This is a genomic window from Desulfovibrio legallii (assembly GCF_900102485.1).
Taxonomy (GTDB): Bacteria; Desulfobacterota; Desulfovibrionia; order Desulfovibrionales; family Desulfovibrionaceae; genus Desulfovibrio; species Desulfovibrio legallii_A.
The window spans coordinates 124,351-144,080 of sequence record NZ_FNBX01000004.1 but is presented as its reverse complement, the minus strand read 5'-3'; the positions used below and the strand labels follow the sequence as shown (position 1 = coordinate 144,080).

Genomic DNA, 19,730 nt, shown 5'->3' with positions numbered 1-19,730 from the left:
TGACCGCGCGCCTTCCCGTCACGCCAATCCGCTTTGGAGGAATCTGTGCAGACTCTTATCCTGACGCTGCATATTATTGTCTGCGTCCTGCTGGTCATTCTCATTCTGCTCCAGGCGGGCAAGGAAGGCATGGGCGTCATTTTCGGCGGGGGCAACAGCTCGGTGTTCGGCAGCGGCGGCGCGGGCGGCATCCTGGCCAAACTCACCACGCTCATGGCGGTCATTTTTGTCATTACCTCTCTGAGCTATACCTATGTGACCAGCTCCCGCCCCAGTTCGGAATCCACCATTCTGGACGTGAAGATTGAGGATACCGCCGTGCCGGCCAAACCGGCTGCTCCGGCCGTGCCCGCACCTACGCCGACGCCCGCCGCGCCCGCCGGGCAGAGTGCCGCGCCCCAGTCCGCAGCGCCCGCTTCGGCCGCGCCTGCCGCCGGGGTTGCCGGCAAGTAGTCCATCGCCGGGCGGTCTGGCGGCCGATCCTTGCGTCGGCCCGTCCGCAATCGTATGCTTACGGCCGTGGGGCACGCCCTGCGGCCGTGTTTTTTTGGCGACCGCAACCCTCATGGGGGAGACAGCCATGTCCGATCAGGAAGAACCTTTTGGCGAAAATCCGTTCCGTCAGCTCGCGGCAGGGAAGTTTCCGCAGCGGAAGGACGCTAGTCGCGCTAGCGGCGCACGAGCGACGCACGCGCCCCGGCGGCCTGTGGCGGCCCGCTCGCCGGAGGACGCGCAGGATGCGGAGCTGTTTTTGCGGGCCATGAGCCGGGTGCGCCCCACGGCGCAGGGAAAAGGGCCCGGCGGTTTCACCCTGGCGGAGCGGCGCGCGCTGCCTGAAGACAGCGCTGCAGCAGCCAAAAAGCAACGCACGGCCGGGGCCGCGGCAAAGGAACGGAAACCCGCCCCTGCGGAGGCGCATGCGGCACGGGCCATGACGGGGGCCGCCCGTGCGACGGCAGCGGCCCCGCCGCAGCTGGAGGCGCCAGCGGTGGAAGACGAAGCCGCCGCTTTTCTGCAGGCCGTGCGCGAGGCCACGCCGCTGAGCGGCAAGGGGCGCGCCGTGGCCCCGGCTCCTGCTCCGGGCACGCCGCCGCAGCAGGGGGAGCTGACCCTGCAGGATTTTATGGACGGCAAACTGGAGTTTGCCTTGTCCTTCACGGACGAATATCTGGAAGGCTATGTGGTGGGCCTGGATCCGCTGATTCTGAATAAGCTGCGGGCCGGAGCCCTGAGCCCGGAGGCCCATCTGGATCTGCACGGCCTCACTGTGGAACAGGCCTTTGAAGCCTTGCGGGGCTTTTTGCGCGGCAGCTGGTACAAAGGCCTGCGCACGGTGCTGGTGGTGCCGGGGCGCGGCCGCAACTCGCCCGATGGCCAGGGCGTGCTGCGCGGCAAGCTGCAGATCTGGTTGACGCAGGAGCCCTTCAAGCGAGTAGTGCTGGCCTTTTGCACGGCCCAGCCGCACGACGGCGGTCCCGGCAGCGTCTATGTGCTGTTGCGCAAGTACCGCAAAAAAGGGCGGGTGTACTGGGAACGCGTGCCCGCTGACGCGGACCTCTACCGCGATTCCTGATGCCGGGGCGGCTGCGGCTTTTTGCGAGCGCGGGCGGCGCGGCTCTGTCTTTGGCGCAGACGCGCATTGCGCCGCGCCCTGCGCACCCTTTTGGCGGTACGCATTCCGGAATCTTTTCTTGACAAAAATGAAACAATATATCATTTCATTTTTTGCGCACGCGGCTGTGCGCGGTCGGGATGGCGGCCCATTGGGCCGCCGTAAAGGGCAAGGAGCGTCAGTTCATGGAGCAAAAGCAAAAAAGCGCGGCCGACCCCGGCGGGGTGCGGGAAGTGCGCGGGGTGCGCCTGACGCTCTTGCGGCGACAGGTGCTGACAGTGTTGGAGGAGGCTGGAGAGCCGGTCAAGGCTTACGCCATTATGGACGCGTTGCGTCAAACGGCGGCCAGGCCCATTCCCCCGGCCAGCGTGTACCGGGCGCTGGATTTTTTGCAACAGCACGGCCTTGCGCACAAGGTGGAAACGCTCAACGCCTTCGTGGCCTGTACGCGCGCCTGCGCGGGCCCCGGCACGCCCGTGTTCATGCTGGTCTGCGACTGCTGTCGCCAGAGCCGCGAGGTGCGCAACCCCGATCTGTACGGGGCCATTGATGCGGCCCTGCACGAAGAGGGCTTTGCTCTGCACGGGGGAAGCATAGAAATCAGGGGGCGGTGCGCGGCCTGCGCCGACGCCGCCCCACAGGATGCGTTTGATGCAAACGGCAACAAAAAATCGTGAGGACGCGGCCGTGGCCGCGCCTTTTTCTTCGCCTTTTTCTCCCCTGGGCTGGTCGGCCGGGCGCAGGCTGGCTCTGGCCCTGGCGTTGTGCGCCCTGTTGTGGGGCGTGGTCTGGTGGGCCTTATGAGCCGGCAGCCTCGGCCCATCAGCGTCTGCGATCTTTCCCTGGCCTACAACCGGCATCCGGCCGTGCGCCATTTGTGCTGCCATTTTGCGCCGGGCAGCCTTACGGCGGTGGTGGGCCCCAACGGCGCGGGCAAATCCACCCTGCTCAAAGCCCTGGCCGGGTTGCTCTCCCCACGGGAGGGCAGCGTCGACCTCGGCGGCCAGCGTGCGGCGGATATTGCTTATCTGCCGCAGCAGGCAGCCATTGACCGCTCCTTTCCCATCACCGTGCTGGATATGGTCTCCCTGGGGCACTGGCCGCGCGTGGGGGCCTGGGGCGCGCTGGCCGCGGCGGCGTGGCGGGAGGCGCAGGCGGCCTTGGCCACGCTGGATCTAACGGACTTCGGGGCGCGGCCCATCAGCGCCTTATCCGTGGGCCAGTTTCAGCGGGTACAGTTTGCGCGGCTTTTGCTCCAGGATGCCCCGGTGATCCTGCTGGATGAGCCTTTTACCGCCCTGGACGCCCGTACTACTGACGATCTGCTGGCACTGGTGCGGCGCTGGCATGCGGAAGGGCGGACCGTGGTGGCCGTGATCCACGATCTGGAGCAGGTGCGGATCCACTTTCCGCAATGCCTGCTTTTTGCCCGCGATCCCATTGCCTTCGGCCCCACGGAGCGTGTCCTCACGCCGGAGAATCTGGCCCGGGCGCGGGAGCTTTCCGCCTGCTGGGACAGCCCTGTGGCATCCGTGGAAGACGCTGAAGCCGGCCCGGCGGGGAGAGGAGCGGCATGATCTGGCTCTGGAATCTTTTTTGCGAACCCTTTGCGGAGTTCGCTTTCATGCGGCATGCCCTGGCGGCCATTCTGGCTCTGGCTTTGGGCTGCGGCCCCGTGGGCACCTTTCTGGTGCTGCGGCGCATGAGCCTTATGGGCGACGCTTTGTCCCACGCCGTGCTGCCGGGGGTGGCCGCGGGCTTCCTGCTGTGCGGCCTTTCGCTTACAGCCATGACCGTGGGCGGGTTCCTGGCCGGGTTGGGCGTAGTGGTGGCGGCGGGCCTGGTCTCGCGCTACACCCCCTTGCGGGAGGACGCCAGCCTGGCGGCCCTGTACCTCATTTCTCTGGCTCTGGGTGTGCTGCTGGTTTCCCTGCGGGGCAACAGCATGGACCTGATGCATGTGCTGTTCGGGTCCATCCTGGCCGTGGACGACGCCTCGCTGCTGCTGGTGGCGGGCGTGGCCAGCGTGAGCCTCCTGAGTTTGTCCATCCTCTACCGTCCTTTGGTGGTGGAGTGTTTTGATCCCGGTTTTCTCCGCTCTGTGGGGGGCGGCGGCCCTCTGGTGCATACCCTGTTTATGGCCTTGGTGGCCCTCAACCTGGTGGGCGGCTTCCGCGCCCTGGGCACGCTCATGGCCGTGGGGCTTCTGGTGCTGCCCGCCACGGCGGCCCGCTTCTGGGCCGGGCAGGTCTGGTCCCAGGCCTTGGTGGCTACGGGCATCGCCATGCTTTCCGGCTACCTGGGCCTGCTGTTCTCCTACTACTGGAATCTGCCGTCCGGGCCGGCCATTGTGCTCACCGCCGGGGCCTGTCATTGCGTTTCTCTGCTGCTGGGGCCGCGCCAGGGGATGATCCTCCTGCTGCGGCGCTCCCCAGGCGCACAGGGACAATAACCCCGGCCTTGCCGGGCAGATGGAGGCAGCTATGCGACGGTTTTGGACGGGCGTTTTTGCCTTGGTTCTCGGTCTGAGCCTTTTGGGCGCGCAGGGGGCGTTTGCCGCGCCGCTCAAGGTGGCGGTCAGCTTTTCCATCCTGGGCGATATGGTCAAAAACGTGGGCGGCGACCTGGTGCGCGTGACCACGCTGGTGGGCCCCGACGCGGATACCCACGTTTACCAGCCAAGCCCGGCTGACGCCAAGGCCGTGGCCCAGGCGGATCTGGTGGTGGTCAACGGTCTGCATTTTGAGGGCTGGATGGACCGACTGATCCAGACCTCCGGCTACAAGGGCACGGTGGTGATCGCCAGCAAGGGCGTGCGCACCCGCACTATGGTCGATGCGGAAGAAGGCGGCAAAAAAGTGACGGACCCCCACGCCTGGCAGAGCCTGGACAACGGGCGGATCTATGTGCGGAACATCGCTGACGGCCTGGCCGCCGCGGACCCGGCCCACGCTGCCGCCTACCGCAAAAACGCCGGGGCGTACCTGGGTAAAATCGGCGAAACCGAAGGCTGGGTTCGCAAGACGCTAGGCGGCATCCCCCGGGCGGAGCGCAAGATCATCACATCCCACGACGCCTTTGGCTACTTTGGCGAAGCCTATGGCCTGACCTTGCTCGCGCCGCAGGGCCTTTCCACAGAGGCCGAGGCCTCGGCCCAGGATGTGGGCGCGCTTATCCGGCAGATCAAGGCGGAGGGCATCAAGGCCCTGTTTGTGGAAAACATGACTGACCCGCGCCTGGTGGAAAACATCGCCAGAGAGACCGGAGCCAGGCCCGGCGGCGAGCTTTATGCCGACGCCCTCTCCGGCCCGGACGGCCCCGCGCCCACCTATCTGGAGATGTTCCGCCACAATGTGACCCTGCTGGTCAAGGCGCTGCGCCCTTAGAGCAGACGGCCTTTGAGAATAAGCATTCGCAACGGTTAGGACACGCTTGCTCCAGCGCTTACCAGCGCAAATGCATTGCGCTTACATCTGCACGGCGCGCGTCTGCGCACGCAGCCGCTACGGCCTTGCAAGGTTGCAAGGCCGTAAGGCGACGCGCAAAAATCCAGGCCCCGGCATAAAGCCCTGACCGTTGCGCGAGCTGCCGTCGCCTCATGACGGCAGCTCGCCCGTCTTATTGGCCGCCGCACGGGCGCGGGTTGGCCTTATTTGAAATTTTATGGCCCATATTGTATAATCTCCATAGGGTCAGATAGTTTTGGCCTCGTCCGCTACAGCGATTGCGCGCGCAAACCCCACCGTGCTAATGGCGCTAAAAAATCAACCAAGGCCGTACCCATGCCATACCTGTGCAGCAGAGCCATAAAAACGAACCTCCTGCCCAGCCTCCTGCGCAGCGTGTTCGCCGTCCTTTTTCTGGCAGCCGGAATTATCGGCTTTGCAACATACGCAGCCCATGCCGGGCAATACCGCGTTGTGGAGCACCCGCTGGAGCGGAACGGCATTCAGCTGTTTTTGCAGAGCATAAGCCCGGCTGCCGGGGCCATGCCGGAAAAGCAGATTCTGTTTGCCCACGGCGTTGCTTTTTCTTCGCACCCTTTTGATGTGGATTACAAAGATTACAGCCTGGCAAGGTTTCTGGCTGACCACGGCTATACGGTCTGGCTGCTGGATATCGCCGGATTCGGACGTTCCGGCAAGGTAGCGGACGGCTTCATGCCCAACGCCGACTATGCGGCGCAGGATCTTAATGCTGCGGCGGATATGGTTTTATCGCTCAGCAAGGCGAAAAAGCTGCACCTTTTTGGCTGGAGCTGGGGCACGGTAACAGCCTCACGGTTTGCCGCGCGACACCCGGAAAAGCTGCGTTCGCTTACCCTGTGCGCGCCTATTCTGCACGGGCTTGGCCTGATGTCGGTAACTGAACCCTTTGTTACCCAAGAGGTCTGGCCGCACGCCTACAAAGACTTTCGCCTGCTTCCCAATGGCGCGGTTGACCCCCAATTTGCCGAATCTGAAGTTGTACGGCTTTATACAGCGGGCGTAAAACGTTACGACAATCACCCCATTCCCAATGGAGGGCGGCGCGAGGTTTTTGGCCCCAAGGACGGGCCGCTTATCCCGGCGGGCAAACTGGAGTTGCCGGTGCTGTATATTTGGGGGGCGCAGGATAAATTTATGGATGCGCCCGCCCTGCGCCGGGCAATAGCCGCAACGCCTGGGGCGGTACGGGTGGAAGTGCTGCCCGATGCGGGCCATGCCTTATTTCTTGAACGGCCCAGCCATGAGCGCTTCCACAACATCTTGCTGGAGTTTCTGGAAGCGCATTAGGGTAAGGTCACGCCCACCCCGCGCCGACCCGAATTTCACCCCGCTAGAACGCAAAAACGGCGAGTTACTTTTTCAGTAACTCGCCGTTCTCATTTGTTCTATGGCGGAGAGGGAGGGATTTGAACCCTCGATACAGGTTTAAGCCCGTATACTCGCTTAGCAGGCGAGCTCCTTCGGCCGACTCGGACACCTCTCCACATTGCACCGGTATGCGGCGTAAAGCCGAATGGTTATATAGCAGAAGCGTGCTGACTGCAAGCAAAAAATGCTTGTGCGGGTTCTGCTTTTGTCTGTTGCGGCCCGCGCGGCGTGCCGGCGGACCTGCGGCGCTCAGCCCTTTTTGGGGAAGCCGCTTTTGGCGTCAGGCGCACGGCCCGACGGCGCAGCTGGCCCGCCGCGTCGCCGCCGGGGCGGGGGCGGGCGCCAGCCGGCCACAATGCTTCAAAGGTTTTTCTTGTCGTCCTGGTCGCGCCGGTTTTGTTCTTTGCGCGCCGCGCGCACAAAAACCCACAGGGCCAGGACAGCCAGAACAGTAATGCCTAAGGCGTTGAGAACTGCGTAATCCATGTGATTTCCGTGAGCAACGGCGCCGCCTTCAGGCGGGCACGCCCATTTTGCTGAAGCCGCTGTCTACATAGAGCACCTGGCCGGTAACGGCGTGGGCCAGATCCGAGGCCAGGAAGGCGGCGGCGCCGCCCACATCCGTGGTGCGCACGTTGCGGTGCAGGGGGGCGTGGTTCTCCACCAGGGTAAAAATGTCTTTGAGGCTGGAGACGGCCGAGGCCGCCAGCGTCTTGATGGGGCCGGAGCTGATGGCGTTGACGCGCACGCCCTTGGGGCCCAGGTCGTAAGCCAGATAACGCACGGAGGCTTCCAGCGCTGATTTGGCCACGCCCATGACGTTGTAGCCGGGGATGATCTGGGTGGAGCCGTGGTAGGTCATGGTAACGACAGAGGAGCCGTCGTGGAACAGGGGTTCAAAGGCGCGGCAAAGAGCCGTAAGAGAAAAGGCCGAAACCTCCAGCGCCAGCTTGAAGCCGTCCCGGGAGGTATCCAGAAAACGGCCATTGAGGTCTTCCCGGTTGGCAAAGGCCACGGAGTGCACCAGGATGTCCAGGTCGCCCCAGTGGTCTTTCACCAGGGCCGCGGCGTCGGCTATCTGGCCGTCGTCGCACACGTCACACTGGAAGGTGAATTCACCGCCCAGCTCCGCACTGAGGGGCTCCACGCGCTTTTTGATGGCTTCGCCCACATAGTTGAAAGCCAGGCGCGCGCCCTGTTCTTTGAGGGCGGAGGCTATGCCGTAGGCAATGCTTCTGTTGTTGGCGAGGCCCATAATCAGGGCTTTTTTTCCTTGCAGCAGCATGGATTCTCCTCCTTGCTGTAGGGGGCCGGATGTTCCGGGCATGGTTCAGGTTTGCGCGGCAGGGGGCCGCAATCCGGGGAAAGCCCGGCGCAGAATCCGTCGCGCGCGTCTGCCGCAGCGCAGTGGCACGACTATAACAGTAAAAACCTGGGAAATCACCCCGCATCTGCGCGCCCCGCAGGCGGCAATGGCGCAAGCGCCGCGCAGGGGCCTGCAGGCGCACGGCCGCAGGGGGGGCCTGCAGCCGCGCGAAAGCGGGGTTACTTTGTCAGGATGTCGTAGGCCTCGCGGTAGCGGGCGGCCGTGGCTTCGATAATGTCCGCAGGCAGGGCCGGCGGGGGCGGCTGCATGTTCCAGGGCTGTTTTTTGAGCCAGTCGCGCAGGTACTGTTTGTCGAAGCTGGGCTGGCCATGGCCGGGCTCATAGCCCTTGGCCGGCCAGAAGCGCGAGGAATCGGGCGTAAGCACTTCGTCAATCAGGTGCAGCTTGCCGTCAATAAAGCCAAACTCGAATTTGGTGTCGGCAACGATAATGCCCCGCTCCGCCGCCCAGGCGCGTCCGGCGGCATAGATCTGCAGGGAGGCCCGCTCCACCTGGGCGGCGGTTTCCGCCCCCAGAATTTCCGCTGCCCTGGTCACGCTGATGTTTTCGTCGTGCTGCCCCAGGGCCGCCTTGGTGGAAGGCGTGAACAGGGGCGGATCCAGCCGGTCGGATTCGCGCAGGTTGGCGGGCAGGGCGTAGCCGCAGAGCGTGCCGGTGGTCTGGTAGTCTTTCCAGCCGGAACCCGTGATGTAGCCGCGCACAATGCATTCCACAGGCAGGGGCCTGGCCTTGCGCACCAGAACGGCGCGGCCTTCCAGCTCCTCCTTCCAGGGCGCGAGCGCCGCGGGGAAGCGGGCCACATCGCTTTCCAGCAGGTGGTTGGGGATGATGTCTTTAAATTTTTCCATCCAGAACAGGGTGATTTTGTTCAGAATCACGCCTTTGTACGGGATGGGGTCGTTCATGATGACGTCAAAGGCGGACATGCGGTCCGTGGTGACGATGAGCAGGGTATCTGCGTCCACCGCGTAGATGTCGCGCACTTTGCCGCGCGAGAGCAGGGGGTAGGCGTCTATTTCAGTCTTGACCACAACTTTCATGGGAACTCCCGCGGAAAAGCCGCGCTATTTTCTGCCCCGCGCCTCCACGGAGCGGGCGTGGGCCTCCAGCCCTTCCATCCGGGCCAGGGCCGCAATGGCTGCCTTGTTTTGCTGCAAAAAGGCGGAAGATGCGGCCACCACGCTGGTTTTTTTGCAAAATGTCTGCACCGAAAGGGCCGAGGAAAAGCGCGCCGTGCCCAGGGTGGGCAGCACGTGGTTGGGCCCGGCAAAATAATCGCCCACCGCTTCCGGGCTGTGCTGGCCCATGAACACGGCCCCGGCGTGCCGGATGAAGGGCAGCACGGCCCAGGGATCGCGCACGCAGAGCTCCAGGTGCTCGGGCGCCGCCTGGTTGGCTACGGCCACGGCCGTGTTGAGGTCGGGCGTGAGGACGATGGCCCCCCAATCCTCCAGCGCGCGCGCGGCAATGGCGGCGCGCGGCAGGGCGGCGCACTGTTTTTTCAGCTCCAGGTTCAGGGTTTCTGCCAGGCGGGCGTCGTCGGTGACGCAGATGGCCGAGGCCAGGGCGTCGTGCTCGGCCTGCGAGAGCATGTCCGCCGCGAGCCAGGCGGGATTGGCGGAAGCGTCCGCCACCACCAGCACCTCGCTGGGCCCGGCGATCATGTCTATGCCCACCTGTCCCTGCACCAGGCGCTTGGCTGTGGTCACAAAGATGTTGCCCGGCCCGGCGATGACGTCCACGGGGGGCAGGCTTTCAGTGCCGAAGGCCAGGGCCGCGATGGACCAGGCCCCGCCCACGCGGTAGACCTCGTCGATATCCAGCAGGTGCGCGGCAGCCAGGATGTGGGGGTTGACGCTGCCGTCCGCGCGCGGGGGCGTGCACACGGCCAGCCGGGGCGCGCCCGCCACCTGGGCGGGGATAGCGCTCATGAGCAGGCTGGAAATAAGCGGCGTGTTGCCGCCCTGGCCGCCGGGCACATAAAGGCCGGCGGCGTCCACGGGGGTTACCTGCTGGCCCAGGATGCTGCCGTCCTGGCGGGTGAGGAACCAGGATTTTTCCACCTGCGCTTCGTGAAAGATGCGGATGTTGGCCGCGGCGGCGCTGATGATTTCCCGGTTTTCAATGCTCACCGTGGCGGCGGCGCGGGCGATTTCCTGCTCGGTCACGCGCAGGGGCGGGGCAAAATCCGGGCAGTCGAATTTGCGGGTATAGTCTACCAGGGCCGCGTCGCCGCGTTCGCGCACGGCGGCCAGAATCTCCTGTACGGCCGCTTCGGCCCCGTTGCCGGGGTTGCGGCGGCCCTGCAGCCACTGGGACATCTTGGGCCATTCCTGCGGGTGTTGCAGGCTCAGAATCCGACAGGTCATAGCTGGTTCAAGTTCCTGTGCGGGCTTGCGGTCGCCGGGGGCGACGGAATGGATCATGCGGGGCGGCGCCCGTTCTGCCGCCCGGCCTGCGGGCCGACGGGCGGGGGCGCCGCTTCGGTCCTCATTTCGGAAGAGCGAATATACAAAAGCCGACGAAGAATGTCGAGGCTGTACCGGGCAGGGGCACCGCATCTAATTGGGGCTCGTAAGGCTCGTAACTGCTCAAGACGAGAATCTACCTTTTGAGGGCGGCCTTCTGCTCCCTGGCCCGTTCCCTCGCCTGGGCCTCAAGCTCGACCTTGGCGCGAATCCGCCGCACTTGAGCCCAGCGGCCTGGCGGTATATAGCTTGGAGCCACGCGGCGACGGTGCGCCCGCCGGAGCGCCTGTTCCGATCAGCCCCCCGCCCGAAGCCTGAAGCCCCAAGGAGCGTTCATGGACAAACACAGCGCCTATCTGCACAGAATTTTACTCAGCCGCGTGTATGACGTGGCGGTGGAAACGCCCTTGGAAGAGGCCGCGACCCTTTCGCGCCGCCTTGGCAATACCGTACTGCTCAAGCGCGAGGATCTGCAGCCGGTGTTCTCCTTCAAGCTGCGCGGGGCCTACAACAAAATGGCGCACCTCTCGCGCGAGGAGCTCCGCCGGGGGGTGATCACCGCCTCCGCGGGCAATCACGCCCAGGGCGTGGCGCTGGCGGCCCGGCGGCTGGGCTGCGAGGCTGCCATTGTCATGCCCGTGACCACGCCCGCCATTAAGGTGGAGGCCGTACGGCGACTGGGCGGGCAGGTGGTGCTGTACGGCGAATCTTTCAGCGACGCCTGGCAGCATACCCTGGAGCTGATCCAGGAATCGGGCTGCATCTATATCCCCCCTTTTGACGACCCGGACGTCATTGCGGGCCAAGGCACCATAGCCATGGAAATCCTGCGGCAGCACACGGGGCCCATCCACGCGGTGTTCGTGCCCATCGGCGGCGGGGGCATGGCGGCGGGCGTGGCGGCCTACATCAAAAATCTGCGGCCGGAGATCCGCGTTGTCGGGGTGGAGCCTGTGGATTCCGACGCCATGCGGCGTTCCGTCATGGCCGGGAAAAGGGTGGAGCTCGCCCATGTGGGGCTGTTTGCCGACGGCGTGGCCGTGAAGCTGGTGGGCGAGGAGACCTTTGCCATTTGTCGCGACCTGCTGGACGACATCGTCACGGTGGAAACGGACGCCATCTGCGGCGCGATCAAGGATATTTTTGAGGATACGCGCGTGGTGGCGGAGCCCGCCGGCGCTCTTGCCCTGGCGGGACTGCGGGCCTATGCCAAAGAAGGCGGCCTGCACGACACCACCCTGGTGGCCGTGGTGAGCGGGGCCAACATGAATTTCGACCGCTTGAGCCATGTGGTGGACCGCTCCGAGATCGGCGCGCAGCGCGAGGCTCTGCTGGCCGTCACCATTCCGGAAACTGTGGGCAGCTTCCGCCAGCTTTGCGCCGCCTTCGGCAGCCGCAACATTACGGAGCTGTGCACGCGCTATTCCGATCCACAGCGGGCCAGGGTGCTGGTGGGCGTCAAAATTAACGGAAGGGAGGACGTGGCCGAAGTGCTCGGCGAGCTGCGCGGCCACGGATTCGAGGCCCTGGACCTTACGGACAACGAGCTGGCCAAGGTGCACCTGCGCCACCTGGTGGGCGGCAATGCCCCGCAGGTGCTGCACGAGCGCCTGCTGCGCTTCACCTTCCCCGAACGGCCCGGCGCGCTGCTGGATTTCATGGACGCCATGCGGGTGGATTTCAGCATTACCCTTTTTCAGTATCGCTACCACGGCGCGGATTTCGGGCGCGTGCTGGTGGGCTTTGAAGCCCCTGAAGAAAAACGGACGGATTTTGAGGACTTTCTGGCCCGCGTGGAGCGCATGGGCTACCCGCATGTGGAGGAAACCGCCAACCCCGCCTACCGGATGTTTCTGGGCTGGCACGAGAAGTAGCCCGGCCCTTGCGCGCCGGATGCGGCCGCCGCGCGGCAAAGTCCTGCCTGGGTGGACGGCCGCCTCCGCACAAACCGCGTCTTTTGCGGTTTCCGGCGGGGGCGTCAGAGATACGGCATTGCGGCCTGCGCCTGCGCGGGGCATGGGCGGTTGCGCTGTCTATGCCTCCTGTTTTTCCGCACGCTGGCGCACATATGGGGCGTAGCTGGTGTCCATGCCCTGGATGTGCTTAATAAGCCAGTTTTTCAGAAATTCCAGAAGGTGTCTGTCCACATGGGCCGTGCCTTCGTCTACAGCCTGCCGGAATTCGGCCACGGTCTGCTTGAATTCGCGGTGGTTGCGGATATGTTTGCCGGCGTCCGGGTAGCCGGAGTGGGCAAAGAAAATTTCTTCCGTATTGAAGTGGGTGAAGGCATAGCCCGCCAGATTGTCCAGAATCTCCAGCAGCAGGTCGGGATCGCTGCCCTGGTTGATGTTGCGCGCCAGCCTGTTGATGTAGGAAAGCAGGAGCTTATGCTGCCCGTCAATGACGGGCACGCCCGTGGAGTAGCTCTCGGACCATTGGAAGTAGTCCTGCTCGCCGAGTTCCGCCTTTTTTTCCGTATCGATGGTTTCCCCCAGAAAGACGTTCATCTGGTCCAGGTACTTGGCGCAGTAGGTCAGTTCCCCCAGGACGTTTTCCAGCGACTCCGCCATAAAGGCCCGGCAGGCGCGGGTGTGGGCGTCCTCCTCCGGTCTGGTCTCTTGCGGCAGCCTGGCGGCCAGGCTCTGCAGCTTTTCCGTCACCTTGTCCAGAATGGCGCGGACCATGCCCTGGCCCGTGATGGCCACCGAATATTTTTCGTGCCACTCCACGGCGTCCTGGAAATTTTCCTCTTTTTCACGCAGCAGACGGGCGTAGGCGTCTTCCTGCCGCTTCTGACGCTCTTGCAGCGCGGCAAAAACCTCTGCCACGGCGCTGCAGGAGCCCGTGGGCGTTTCCGGCAGGGGGGCGTCCTCGGCATGCGCCAGGCGGCGCAAAGGCGCCAACAGCCCGCGCCAGGCCAGCGCCAGACCGCTGACGGCAAAAAGAACGGCCAGCACCACAGGCACGGGCACAAAGGGCGCGGGGACAGCCAGGGCGCTCAAGGCAACCAAAGGCGCAAGCGTTAGAAAAAGCAGGGCTGTAGGCATAGAAAATCCTTGGCGCGCAGGAGCGCATGGTAAGGTGAGAGCAGCGCCCCATAGGGTAGGGATTCAGGAGGGGCAGGCGATGCAAAACAGGATGACGGCTGGGGGTGGTTTCCCTGGGGCGTGGAGCGAACTACGGGGTGTTTTTGCTGTAAAGAACGTCTGCCTGATTGCCACAGCAAAGCATTGCGGGCATATGCAGCCTATTTCTACCGCAATTTTGTGGCAGAATCAAGCGGTACATACACATGTCTGAATAACAGTCTAGATTTTAAATAAAAAATATATAAGTACGTTTGTGCGCCGTATGCAAAGGCTCCCCGGACGGGCCGGGGAGCCTTTGCATACGGCGCAGCAGGCGGCAGTGCGCCCTGGGCTAATTTTTATAAGGCGAGATAGCCCGCAGGGTTGCAATAACCTCCGGGAAGTGGGCCACCACAAAGTCCACTTCTTCCTCTGTGGTGTAGCGCGAGAGGGAGAGGCGCACGGAACCGTGGGCGTAGTTGAAAGGCACGCCCATGGCCCGGAGCACATGCGATGGCTCCAGACTGCCGGAGGTGCAGGCGGAGCCGGAGCTGGCGCAGATGCCCAGGCGGTCCAGCATGAGCAAGATGGCCTCGCCCTCCACGTTTTTGAAGGCGATGTTGGTGGTATTGGGCAGGCGGTTTTCCACATCGCCGTTGACCATGCATTCTGGTATGGCGGCGGTGAGGCCCTGTTCCAGACGGTCGCGCAGCAGGGCCACGCTTACCCGCTCGTCCTGCATGTGCGCGGCCGCCAGTTGCGCGGCCACGCCCAGGCCCACGATATAAGGCACGTTTTCCGTGCCCGCGCGGCGGCCGTTTTCCTGATGCCCGCCACGCAGGAAGGGCCGGAAGCGGACGCCCTTGCGCACATAGAGCACGCCTATGCCCTTGGGCGTGTGCAGCTTGTGGCCGGAAAGGGAGAGCATGTCCACGGGCAGGTGGGCCAGGTCGATGGGCGTTTTGCCCACGGCCTGCACCGCGTCCGTATGGAAGAGCACGCCGCGTTCTTTGGCCATTTCCGCCAGGCGCTGCACGGGATAGATGTTGCCCACCTCGTTGTTGGCGAACATGATGGAGACCAGGGCCGTGTCCGGGGTGAGCGCCGCCGCGTATTCGTCCAGGTCCAGGCGGCCTTTGCTGTCCACGCCAAGGTAGGTGACGTGGTAGCCCTGGCGCTCCCAGTACTGCATGACGTTGAGCACGGCCGGGTGTTCCACTCTGGTGGTGACCAGGCGGCGCTTTTCCGGCTGGGTCTGGATGGCGGCCCAGATGGCGGCGTTGTCGCTTTCCGACCCGCAGGAGGTAAAGATGATTTCCTCCGGCTTTGCGCCCAGCAGGGCGGCCATGCGTTCGCGGGCCCCTTCCACCGCGCCGGCCACCTGACCGCCGAAGGTGTGCATGCTGGAGGGATTGCCGTAGAGCTCGCCCAGGTAGGGCAGCATGGCGTCGCGCACTTCCGGCGCGATGGCCGTGGTGGCGTTGTTGTCCAGATAGATGGTCTTCATGGTTAGGCCTCCTCCACCACGATATCGGGCTCCACATGTTCGCGCAGGGCTTTCTGCACCAGGTCGCGGATGGTCACGTCGCTGGCGCGGCACTGAGAGCAGCGTCCGCGCAGGGATACCACCACCCGGGGGCCGTCCACATCCACCAGCTCGATGTCGCCGCCGTCCACGCTCAGACGGGGGCGGATTTCCTCGTCAATGGTTTGGAGCACCTTCTGCATGCGCTGCACATTGGTAAGGCGGGGCCGGGGCTTCAGTTCCACCAGGGGCTTCTGCTTGAGCTCTGTGGCGAGGATTTCGGCTATTTCGTCCAGGCATTCGCCACACGCGCCGCCAGCCTTGGTGTAGTTTGTGACCTCTTCCACAGTTTTGAGGTTGTTTTCGCGGATGGTGCGGATAATCTGGGCGTCCGTGACGCCGAAGCACTTGCAGACCAGCTTGCCTTCTTCTTGGGCGTGGGGCACGGGGGGTTCGCCCTTCCACTGGCGGATGGCGGCCTCCAGGGCTTCCTGGCCCATGACGGAGCAGTGCATCTTCTGCCGGGGCAGGCCGCCCAGGGCGTTGACGATGTCCTTATTGGTCAGCTTGAGGGCGTCCTCCACGCTCATGTCCTTGACCATGTCCGTAAGCACGGAGCTGGAGGCAATGGCGCTGGCGCAGCCGAAGGTTTCAAAGCTGGCGTCGCGGATAATGCCCTCCCCGTCGATCTTAAGGTAGAGCTTGAGGGCGTCGCCGCAGGCCAGGCTGCCCACTTCGCCCACGGCGTTGGCGCCGTTGAGGGGCCCCACGTTATGGGGGTGGAGAAAATGATCGTGTACGGTCTTAGTGTAGTTCCACATGGTTGCCTCCTGAAGCGAAGGGCTTCTCGGAATCGATGATGTTCTGCAGGCTGCGCTGCCGTAAAAAACCCCGGATGTGCTCGTCCAGTTCGCTCCAGAATCCGCGGGTGGAGCAGTGGGTTTCGCGCTGGCAGTGACGCCCCTGGGTCAGGCAGCGGACCGGAGAGATTTCTCCCTCCAGGTGCTGAAAGACTTCTTCCATATTAATGTCTCGCGGGGCTCTGGCCAGAGCGTAGCCGCCGCCGGAGCCGCGCACGGCCCGCAGAATGCCCATGGGCCTGAGCGCGCGGACGATCTGCTCCAGGTAGCCGGACGAGATGTTTTCCTCTTTAGCCACCTGGCCCAGTTGCAGCAGGCTGTCTTTGGGTTGGGCGGCCAGGCGCAGTAAAAAGCGCAATCCATAGCGGGTTCTGGTGGAAAATCGCATAGCGTTCCTCGCGTGTGCTGCGGTCAGACGCCCGGGGTCTGGCGGTTCTCGGCGATGGCCGTGAGGCTGAAGGGGGTTTCCTGGTACACATAATAGTTGAGCCAGTTGCTGTAAAAAAGGTGGGCGTGCGCGCGCCAGTGCATGGCGGGCATGGCCGTGGGATCATCGCCGGGGTAGTAGTGCCGGGGCGGCGCGGGGTTCAGGCCCCGCTCCAGATCGCGGCGGTATTCTTCATCCAGCGTGCCGCGGTCGTATTCCAGGTGCCCGGTCATGAAAACCTGGGAATGGTCTACAGTCTCCAACAGGGCAAGGCCCGCCTCGGCCGAGCGGGCAAGCACGCGCAGGCGCGGCTCCTGGCGCACGTCTTCTTCGCGCACCTCGGTGTGGCGGGAGTGGGGGGCCAGGAACGTATCGTCAAAACCCCGGAAAAGCCGACACGCAGGCTGGAGCACCTCATGCTCGAAAATGCCGGAAATTTTGGCCGGCAGCACATGCTTGGGGATCCGGTAAAAGTGGTAGAGCGCAGCCTGGGCCGCCCAGCAGATGTACAGGGTGGAGTAGACGTGGTTCTGGGCGTAGCGCATGATCTCCAGCAGCTCGCGCCAATAGTCCACATCCTCAAAGGGGAGATGCTCCACGGGCGCGCCGGTGACAATCATGCCGTCAAAGGTGCCGTGGCGGATTTCGGAAAAGGTCTTGTAAAACCGCTCCAGATGCCGGGCCGGGGTATTCTTGGATTGGTGCGCCTCAGTGCGGAGCAGGGTAATGTTGACCTGCAGGGGGCTGTTGCCCAGAAGCCGCAGCAGCTGCGTCTCGGTGGCGATCTTGGTGGGCATGAGGTTGACGATGACAATCTCAAGCGGGCGTATATCCTGCTGTACGGCGCGGTCTTCCGTCATCACAAAGATGTTTTCGCCTTCCAGGGCTGCGCAGGCCGGCAGGTCCGCCGGAATCTTGATGGGCATGGTCTCCTCGCACTTTTCTCAATGGTTGCGCGCTGCGGCGGGTCTGATCGCGCCTGCCGCTGCGCGTGTTTAAAACATAGCTCTTTACTATGTTTTGTCAAGGTATGGGAACACGCATTTTTTGATAAAAGCCTGGGGCGGCTCTGCCGCCGCGGCGCCGCTCACAGGCGCACCACCTCGCAGGTCACGGGCAGGGAGAGCCCTGCCGCCGCTTTGTGGGCCAGCCGTTCAAGGCCGCCACAGCAGGGCACGCTCATGCGCAGCACGGTGAGGCTTTGGGCCTCGGCCGCAGCCAACAGGGCCGTGAGGCGCTCCAGCAGGAGGGCGTTGTCCTCCAGCTTGGGACAGGCGATAAGGGGGATGCGCCCGGCAAGCCAGTCCTGATGCAGGGCGGGCAGGGCAAAGCCCGCGCAGTGGGCCGCCAGCAGCAGGTGCGCGCCCTGCAGAAAAGGGGCGCTGGGCGGCACAAGGCGGAGCTGGATGGGCCAGGAAGAAAGCTGCGCGCGCAGCTCCCCAGGGGCGGCTGCGGCAGGCGCGGACAAAGGGCGCAGCGTGCGCGCGGCAGCGCCGGGACAGCCCCCCTGCGGCCTGGGGGCGGCAACGCGCCCCGCCTTGGCGGCCAGGGCCGCGGCCTCGTCAAAAGGGGCGGCCTCGCGCTCGGTGAGTTTGAGCGCGCCTTTGGGGCAGTTGAGACAGGTGCCGAGCCCATCGCAGAAGACGTCGCTCACCAGCTTGGCTTTGCCGTCCACAATGGCCAGGGCGCCTTCGGCGCAGTCCAGCACGCACTGGCCGCAACCGTCGCACTTGTCTGCATCGATTTCGATAATGAGCCGTTGCATAGGATGCTCCGTGTGCAGGGTTCAGAGAAGTTCGGTCAAGCGGCCTGGCGCGTCCAGCACGCATGCCGCGCCGGCGGCCTCAAGCTCCGCCGCGCCGCGGAAACCCCAGCCGGCACCCACGGCCGTCATGCCGGCATTGCGCGCGGTATATACGTCCACATCGCTGTCGCCCACATAGCAGGCGTCTTTGGCGGCGAGGCCTAAGGCGGCGAGCATTTCGCGCGGGGCGGCAGGGTCCGGCTTGAGGGGCACGCCCGGCCGCGCGCCGCGCACCAGGGCAAAGGGGATGCCGGGAAAATAGCGCCGCACCAGATCGGTGGTGAGTTCGTCCGGCTTGTTGGAAAGCACGGCCAGAACGCGGCCCCCGGCGCAAAGGGCCTGCAGCGCCCCATCCAGGCCGTCATAGGGCCGGGTGTGTTCGCACATGTGGCCGCCGTACCAGGCGCGGGCTTCCTCCACCAGGGGCCGCAGGCCCTCCGGCGCAAGCTCGGCCAGAACGTCGGCAGGCAGGGCGCTGCGCACCAGATAGTCAAAGCCGCGCCCCACCATCTGCCGGTAGGCGGGCAGGGGATGCTCCGGCCAGCTGTGGCGGCGCAGCACCACATTGCAGGATTGGGCGATGTCTTCAAGGCTGTTGAGAAGTGTGCCGTCGAGATCAAAAATAAAGGCTTTCATGTCTGCTCCTGGCTCAGGTGGCTGCAGTGTAGCGGAAAAGCCCCCCCTTCCACAAGCCCGTAAGGCTGGACCACGCTGGACAGGGGGAAAGGCCCTTGATACTTTAAAGACCTCTGCGGCATCCGGCCGGAGGCGCGGCGGCAACGGCGCGCGGGCCGGGCGGAATTCGTGGGGTCTTATTTCGGGAGGCCGTATGGCGCGACACATTCTGACCATCAAAGACCTGGGCGAGACTGCCTGCTGGCTGCTGGTGCAGCAGGCTCTGGGCATGCCCGATCCCAAACTGCAGACGGACTTCATGACTCAGCGCGTGGCCTTGCTGGTCTTTGCCCAGCATTCCCTGCCCGAACGTCTCTGCGTTTCCGCCGCGGTGCGGCAGATGGGCGGCTCCGTCGTCTATGAGGGCAACCGCGGCATCTGGCGTTCTGAAATGGACGACTACCGCGAGCAGCTTCTGCCCATTTTCAGCTACTATCTGGACTGCATGTACGTCTACGGCCTGCCTGTGCGGGGCTGGGAGATGGAGACGACGCACCTGCGCTTCCCGCTCATCAACGCCGGCAGCCCGGATGCGCACCCCGCCCACACCCTGGCGGACATCTCCTGCATGCTGCTCTGCTCCCGCTATCTGGATACCCTGACCTGCGCCTGGCTGGGCTGCGTCAACGGCACGCTCCATTCGCTTATTGAGGCCTCCGCCTGGTTCCCCTTCCGGCTGCGGGTGGCCTTGCCCGCGCAGGTGGACCGGCGTCCTCTGGAAGAAGCCGTGGCGCGTCTGGGCACGGAGGTCATCTTTGTGGACAGCCCCGAAGAAGCGGTCAAAGGGGCCAACTATGTGTTTGCCGGCTGCCGCAGCGGGCTGACGGCCGAGGAGCGCGCCGTGTGGCGGGTGGACGCCAGGCTCATGGCCCTGGCAGAACCCAATGCGCGCTTGCTGCTGAGCGCCTCGCCCGTTTCGGCCATCGGCGTGGCGGACGAGATTCTGGCCAGCAAGGCCTCCTTACTGGTGCAGCAGGCCGAATACCGCCTGCGGGTGCACAAGCGCATGTTGCACTGGGTTTTTCTGGACAACGAACGCGAGCTGTAA

The 19,730-nt window shown here is 64.4% G+C and carries 20 protein-coding genes, 1 tRNA gene and 1 pseudogene; 10 read left to right on the top strand and 12 right to left on the bottom strand.

What is annotated here, in order from left to right; translation table 11 throughout:
• Positions 1–45: 45 nt before the first annotated feature.
• The 8 genes and pseudogenes from secG to BLS55_RS04045 all read left to right on the top strand — a co-directional run bounded on the left by secG (position 46) and on the right by BLS55_RS04045 (position 6,387).
• Positions 46–453, top strand: coding sequence for a preprotein translocase subunit SecG (gene secG / locus BLS55_RS04075; RefSeq protein ID WP_092153089.1), 408 nt, complete (start codon positions 46–48; stop codon positions 451–453).
• A 127-nt stretch (positions 454–580) separates the two neighbouring features.
• A complete protein-coding gene (locus tag BLS55_RS04070) occupies positions 581–1,573 on the top strand; it encodes a Smr/MutS family protein (RefSeq protein ID WP_092153088.1) in 993 nt (330 codons plus the stop codon).
• A 224-nt stretch (positions 1,574–1,797) separates the two neighbouring features.
• On the top strand, positions 1,798–2,289 hold the full coding sequence (locus BLS55_RS04065; protein WP_180365390.1) for a Fur family transcriptional regulator: 492 nt from the start codon (positions 1,798–1,800) through the stop codon (positions 2,287–2,289).
• Positions 2,264–2,416 carry a hypothetical protein gene (locus tag BLS55_RS12075; RefSeq protein ID WP_180365389.1) on the top strand — a complete coding sequence of 51 codons (153 nt, stop codon included), beginning with the start codon at positions 2,264–2,266 and terminating at the stop codon, positions 2,414–2,416. Before BLS55_RS04065 ends, BLS55_RS12075 begins: the two co-directional genes overlap by 26 nt.
• 89 nt (positions 2,417–2,505) lie before the next feature.
• Positions 2,506–3,189, top strand: a pseudogene (locus BLS55_RS04060) (metal ABC transporter ATP-binding protein); the annotation flags it as partial.
• Positions 3,186–4,064: a metal ABC transporter permease gene (locus tag BLS55_RS04055; protein ID WP_092153085.1), complete on the top strand. Its 879-nt coding sequence runs from the start codon at positions 3,186–3,188 to the stop codon at positions 4,062–4,064. The pseudogene BLS55_RS04060 and the gene BLS55_RS04055, both read left to right, overlap by 4 nt.
• Positions 4,065–4,095: 31 nt before the next feature.
• Positions 4,096–4,998: a metal ABC transporter substrate-binding protein gene (locus BLS55_RS04050; RefSeq protein WP_092153084.1), complete on the top strand. Its 903-nt coding sequence runs from the start codon at positions 4,096–4,098 to the stop codon at positions 4,996–4,998.
• 267 nt (positions 4,999–5,265) lie between these two features.
• A complete protein-coding gene (locus tag BLS55_RS04045; RefSeq protein ID WP_143339517.1) occupies positions 5,266–6,387 on the top strand; it encodes an alpha/beta fold hydrolase in 1,122 nt (373 codons plus the stop codon).
• Positions 6,388–6,488: 101 nt separating this feature from the next.
• On the opposite strand, the gene BLS55_RS04040 is transcribed toward BLS55_RS04045, so the two are convergent.
• The 5 genes from BLS55_RS04040 to hisD all read right to left on the bottom strand — a co-directional run bounded on the left by BLS55_RS04040 (position 6,489) and on the right by hisD (position 10,224).
• Positions 6,489–6,583: transfer RNA gene (locus BLS55_RS04040), tRNA-Ser, on the bottom strand.
• Positions 6,584–6,828: 245 nt separating this feature from the next.
• Positions 6,829–6,954, bottom strand: a complete 126-nt coding sequence (locus BLS55_RS12275) for a hypothetical protein (protein WP_257243127.1) — start codon at positions 6,952–6,954, stop codon at positions 6,829–6,831.
• Positions 6,955–6,982: 28 nt separating this feature from the next.
• Entirely contained in the window at positions 6,983–7,753 is a 771-nt protein-coding gene (locus BLS55_RS04035; RefSeq protein WP_092153082.1) for an enoyl-ACP reductase FabI, read from the bottom strand.
• A 260-nt stretch (positions 7,754–8,013) separates the two neighbouring features.
• Positions 8,014–8,895: a phosphoribosylaminoimidazolesuccinocarboxamide synthase gene (locus tag BLS55_RS04030; RefSeq protein WP_092153081.1), complete on the bottom strand. Its 882-nt coding sequence runs from the start codon at positions 8,893–8,895 to the stop codon at positions 8,014–8,016.
• 24 nt (positions 8,896–8,919) lie between these two features.
• Positions 8,920–10,224, bottom strand: a complete 1,305-nt coding sequence (gene hisD / locus BLS55_RS04025) for a histidinol dehydrogenase (RefSeq protein ID WP_092153080.1) — start codon at positions 10,222–10,224, stop codon at positions 8,920–8,922.
• A gap of 434 nt (positions 10,225–10,658) precedes the next feature.
• Here hisD and ilvA point away from each other — a divergent pair, with 434 nt between their 5' ends.
• Positions 10,659–12,197 (top strand): threonine ammonia-lyase, biosynthetic, encoded by a 1,539-nt coding sequence (gene ilvA / locus BLS55_RS04020; protein ID WP_092153079.1) that lies wholly within the window; start codon positions 10,659–10,661, stop codon positions 12,195–12,197.
• Positions 12,198–12,356: 159 nt separating this feature from the next.
• Here ilvA and BLS55_RS12395 read toward each other — a convergent pair whose 3' ends face one another.
• The 7 genes from BLS55_RS12395 to BLS55_RS03985 form a co-directional block, all read right to left on the bottom strand.
• Positions 12,357–12,830: a bacteriohemerythrin gene (locus BLS55_RS12395; protein WP_373886019.1), complete on the bottom strand. Its 474-nt coding sequence runs from the start codon at positions 12,828–12,830 to the stop codon at positions 12,357–12,359.
• A gap of 913 nt (positions 12,831–13,743) precedes the next feature.
• On the bottom strand, positions 13,744–14,898 hold the full coding sequence (gene nifS / locus BLS55_RS04010) for a cysteine desulfurase NifS (protein WP_092153077.1): 1,155 nt from the start codon (positions 14,896–14,898) through the stop codon (positions 13,744–13,746).
• A gap of 2 nt (positions 14,899–14,900) precedes the next feature.
• Positions 14,901–15,737 (bottom strand): Fe-S cluster assembly protein NifU, encoded by an 837-nt coding sequence (nifU, locus tag BLS55_RS04005; RefSeq protein ID WP_092153076.1) that lies wholly within the window; start codon positions 15,735–15,737, stop codon positions 14,901–14,903.
• On the bottom strand, positions 15,721–16,164 hold the full coding sequence (locus tag BLS55_RS04000; protein ID WP_092153075.1) for an RrF2 family transcriptional regulator: 444 nt from the start codon (positions 16,162–16,164) through the stop codon (positions 15,721–15,723). The genes nifU and BLS55_RS04000 overlap by 17 nt, the downstream gene beginning before the upstream one ends.
• Positions 16,165–16,187: 23 nt before the next feature.
• Positions 16,188–17,129, bottom strand: a complete 942-nt coding sequence (gene metA / locus BLS55_RS03995; protein ID WP_092153074.1) for a homoserine O-acetyltransferase MetA — start codon at positions 17,127–17,129, stop codon at positions 16,188–16,190.
• Positions 17,130–17,290: 161 nt separating this feature from the next.
• Complete coding sequence (locus tag BLS55_RS03990) at positions 17,291–17,968, bottom strand: ATP-binding protein (RefSeq protein ID WP_092153073.1); 678 nt, start codon at positions 17,966–17,968, stop codon at positions 17,291–17,293.
• Between the two features lie 21 nt (positions 17,969–17,989).
• Complete coding sequence (locus BLS55_RS03985) at positions 17,990–18,643, bottom strand: HAD family hydrolase (protein WP_092153072.1); 654 nt, start codon at positions 18,641–18,643, stop codon at positions 17,990–17,992.
• 193 nt (positions 18,644–18,836) lie between these two features.
• Here BLS55_RS03985 and BLS55_RS03980 point away from each other — a divergent pair, with 193 nt between their 5' ends.
• Complete coding sequence (locus BLS55_RS03980) at positions 18,837–19,730, top strand: Rossmann-fold NAD(P)-binding domain-containing protein (RefSeq protein WP_092153071.1); 894 nt, start codon at positions 18,837–18,839, stop codon at positions 19,728–19,730.

Excerpts from the sequence above, each read along its gene's own strand:
- BLS55_RS04070 (WP_092153088.1), top strand. The coding sequence starts at position 581 with ATGTCCGATCAGGAAGAACCTTTTGGCGAAAATCCGTTCCGTCAGCTC.
- BLS55_RS04065 (WP_180365390.1), top strand. The coding sequence starts at position 1,798 with ATGGAGCAAAAGCAAAAAAGCGCGGCCGACCCCGGCGGGGTGCGGGAA.
- BLS55_RS12075 (WP_180365389.1), top strand. The coding sequence starts at position 2,264 with ATGCAAACGGCAACAAAAAATCGTGAGGACGCGGCCGTGGCCGCGCCT.
- BLS55_RS04055 (WP_092153085.1), top strand. The coding sequence starts at position 3,186 with ATGATCTGGCTCTGGAATCTTTTTTGCGAACCCTTTGCGGAGTTCGCT.
- BLS55_RS04050 (WP_092153084.1), top strand. The coding sequence starts at position 4,096 with ATGCGACGGTTTTGGACGGGCGTTTTTGCCTTGGTTCTCGGTCTGAGC.
- BLS55_RS12275 (WP_257243127.1), bottom strand. The coding sequence starts at position 6,954 with ATGGATTACGCAGTTCTCAACGCCTTAGGCATTACTGTTCTGGCTGTC.
- BLS55_RS04035 (WP_092153082.1), bottom strand. The coding sequence starts at position 7,753 with ATGCTGCTGCAAGGAAAAAAAGCCCTGATTATGGGCCTCGCCAACAAC.
- BLS55_RS04030 (WP_092153081.1), bottom strand. The coding sequence starts at position 8,895 with ATGAAAGTTGTGGTCAAGACTGAAATAGACGCCTACCCCCTGCTCTCG.
- hisD (WP_092153080.1), bottom strand. The coding sequence starts at position 10,224 with ATGACCTGTCGGATTCTGAGCCTGCAACACCCGCAGGAATGGCCCAAG.
- ilvA (WP_092153079.1), top strand. The coding sequence starts at position 10,659 with ATGGACAAACACAGCGCCTATCTGCACAGAATTTTACTCAGCCGCGTG.
- BLS55_RS12395 (WP_373886019.1), bottom strand. The coding sequence starts at position 12,830 with ATGAACGTCTTTCTGGGGGAAACCATCGATACGGAAAAAAAGGCGGAA.
- nifS (WP_092153077.1), bottom strand. The coding sequence starts at position 14,898 with ATGAAGACCATCTATCTGGACAACAACGCCACCACGGCCATCGCGCCG.
- nifU (WP_092153076.1), bottom strand. The coding sequence starts at position 15,737 with ATGTGGAACTACACTAAGACCGTACACGATCATTTTCTCCACCCCCAT.
- BLS55_RS04000 (WP_092153075.1), bottom strand. The coding sequence starts at position 16,164 with ATGCGATTTTCCACCAGAACCCGCTATGGATTGCGCTTTTTACTGCGC.
- metA (WP_092153074.1), bottom strand. The coding sequence starts at position 17,129 with ATGCCCATCAAGATTCCGGCGGACCTGCCGGCCTGCGCAGCCCTGGAA.
- BLS55_RS03990 (WP_092153073.1), bottom strand. The coding sequence starts at position 17,968 with ATGCAACGGCTCATTATCGAAATCGATGCAGACAAGTGCGACGGTTGC.
- BLS55_RS03985 (WP_092153072.1), bottom strand. The coding sequence starts at position 18,643 with ATGAAAGCCTTTATTTTTGATCTCGACGGCACACTTCTCAACAGCCTT.
- BLS55_RS03980 (WP_092153071.1), top strand. The coding sequence starts at position 18,837 with ATGGCGCGACACATTCTGACCATCAAAGACCTGGGCGAGACTGCCTGC.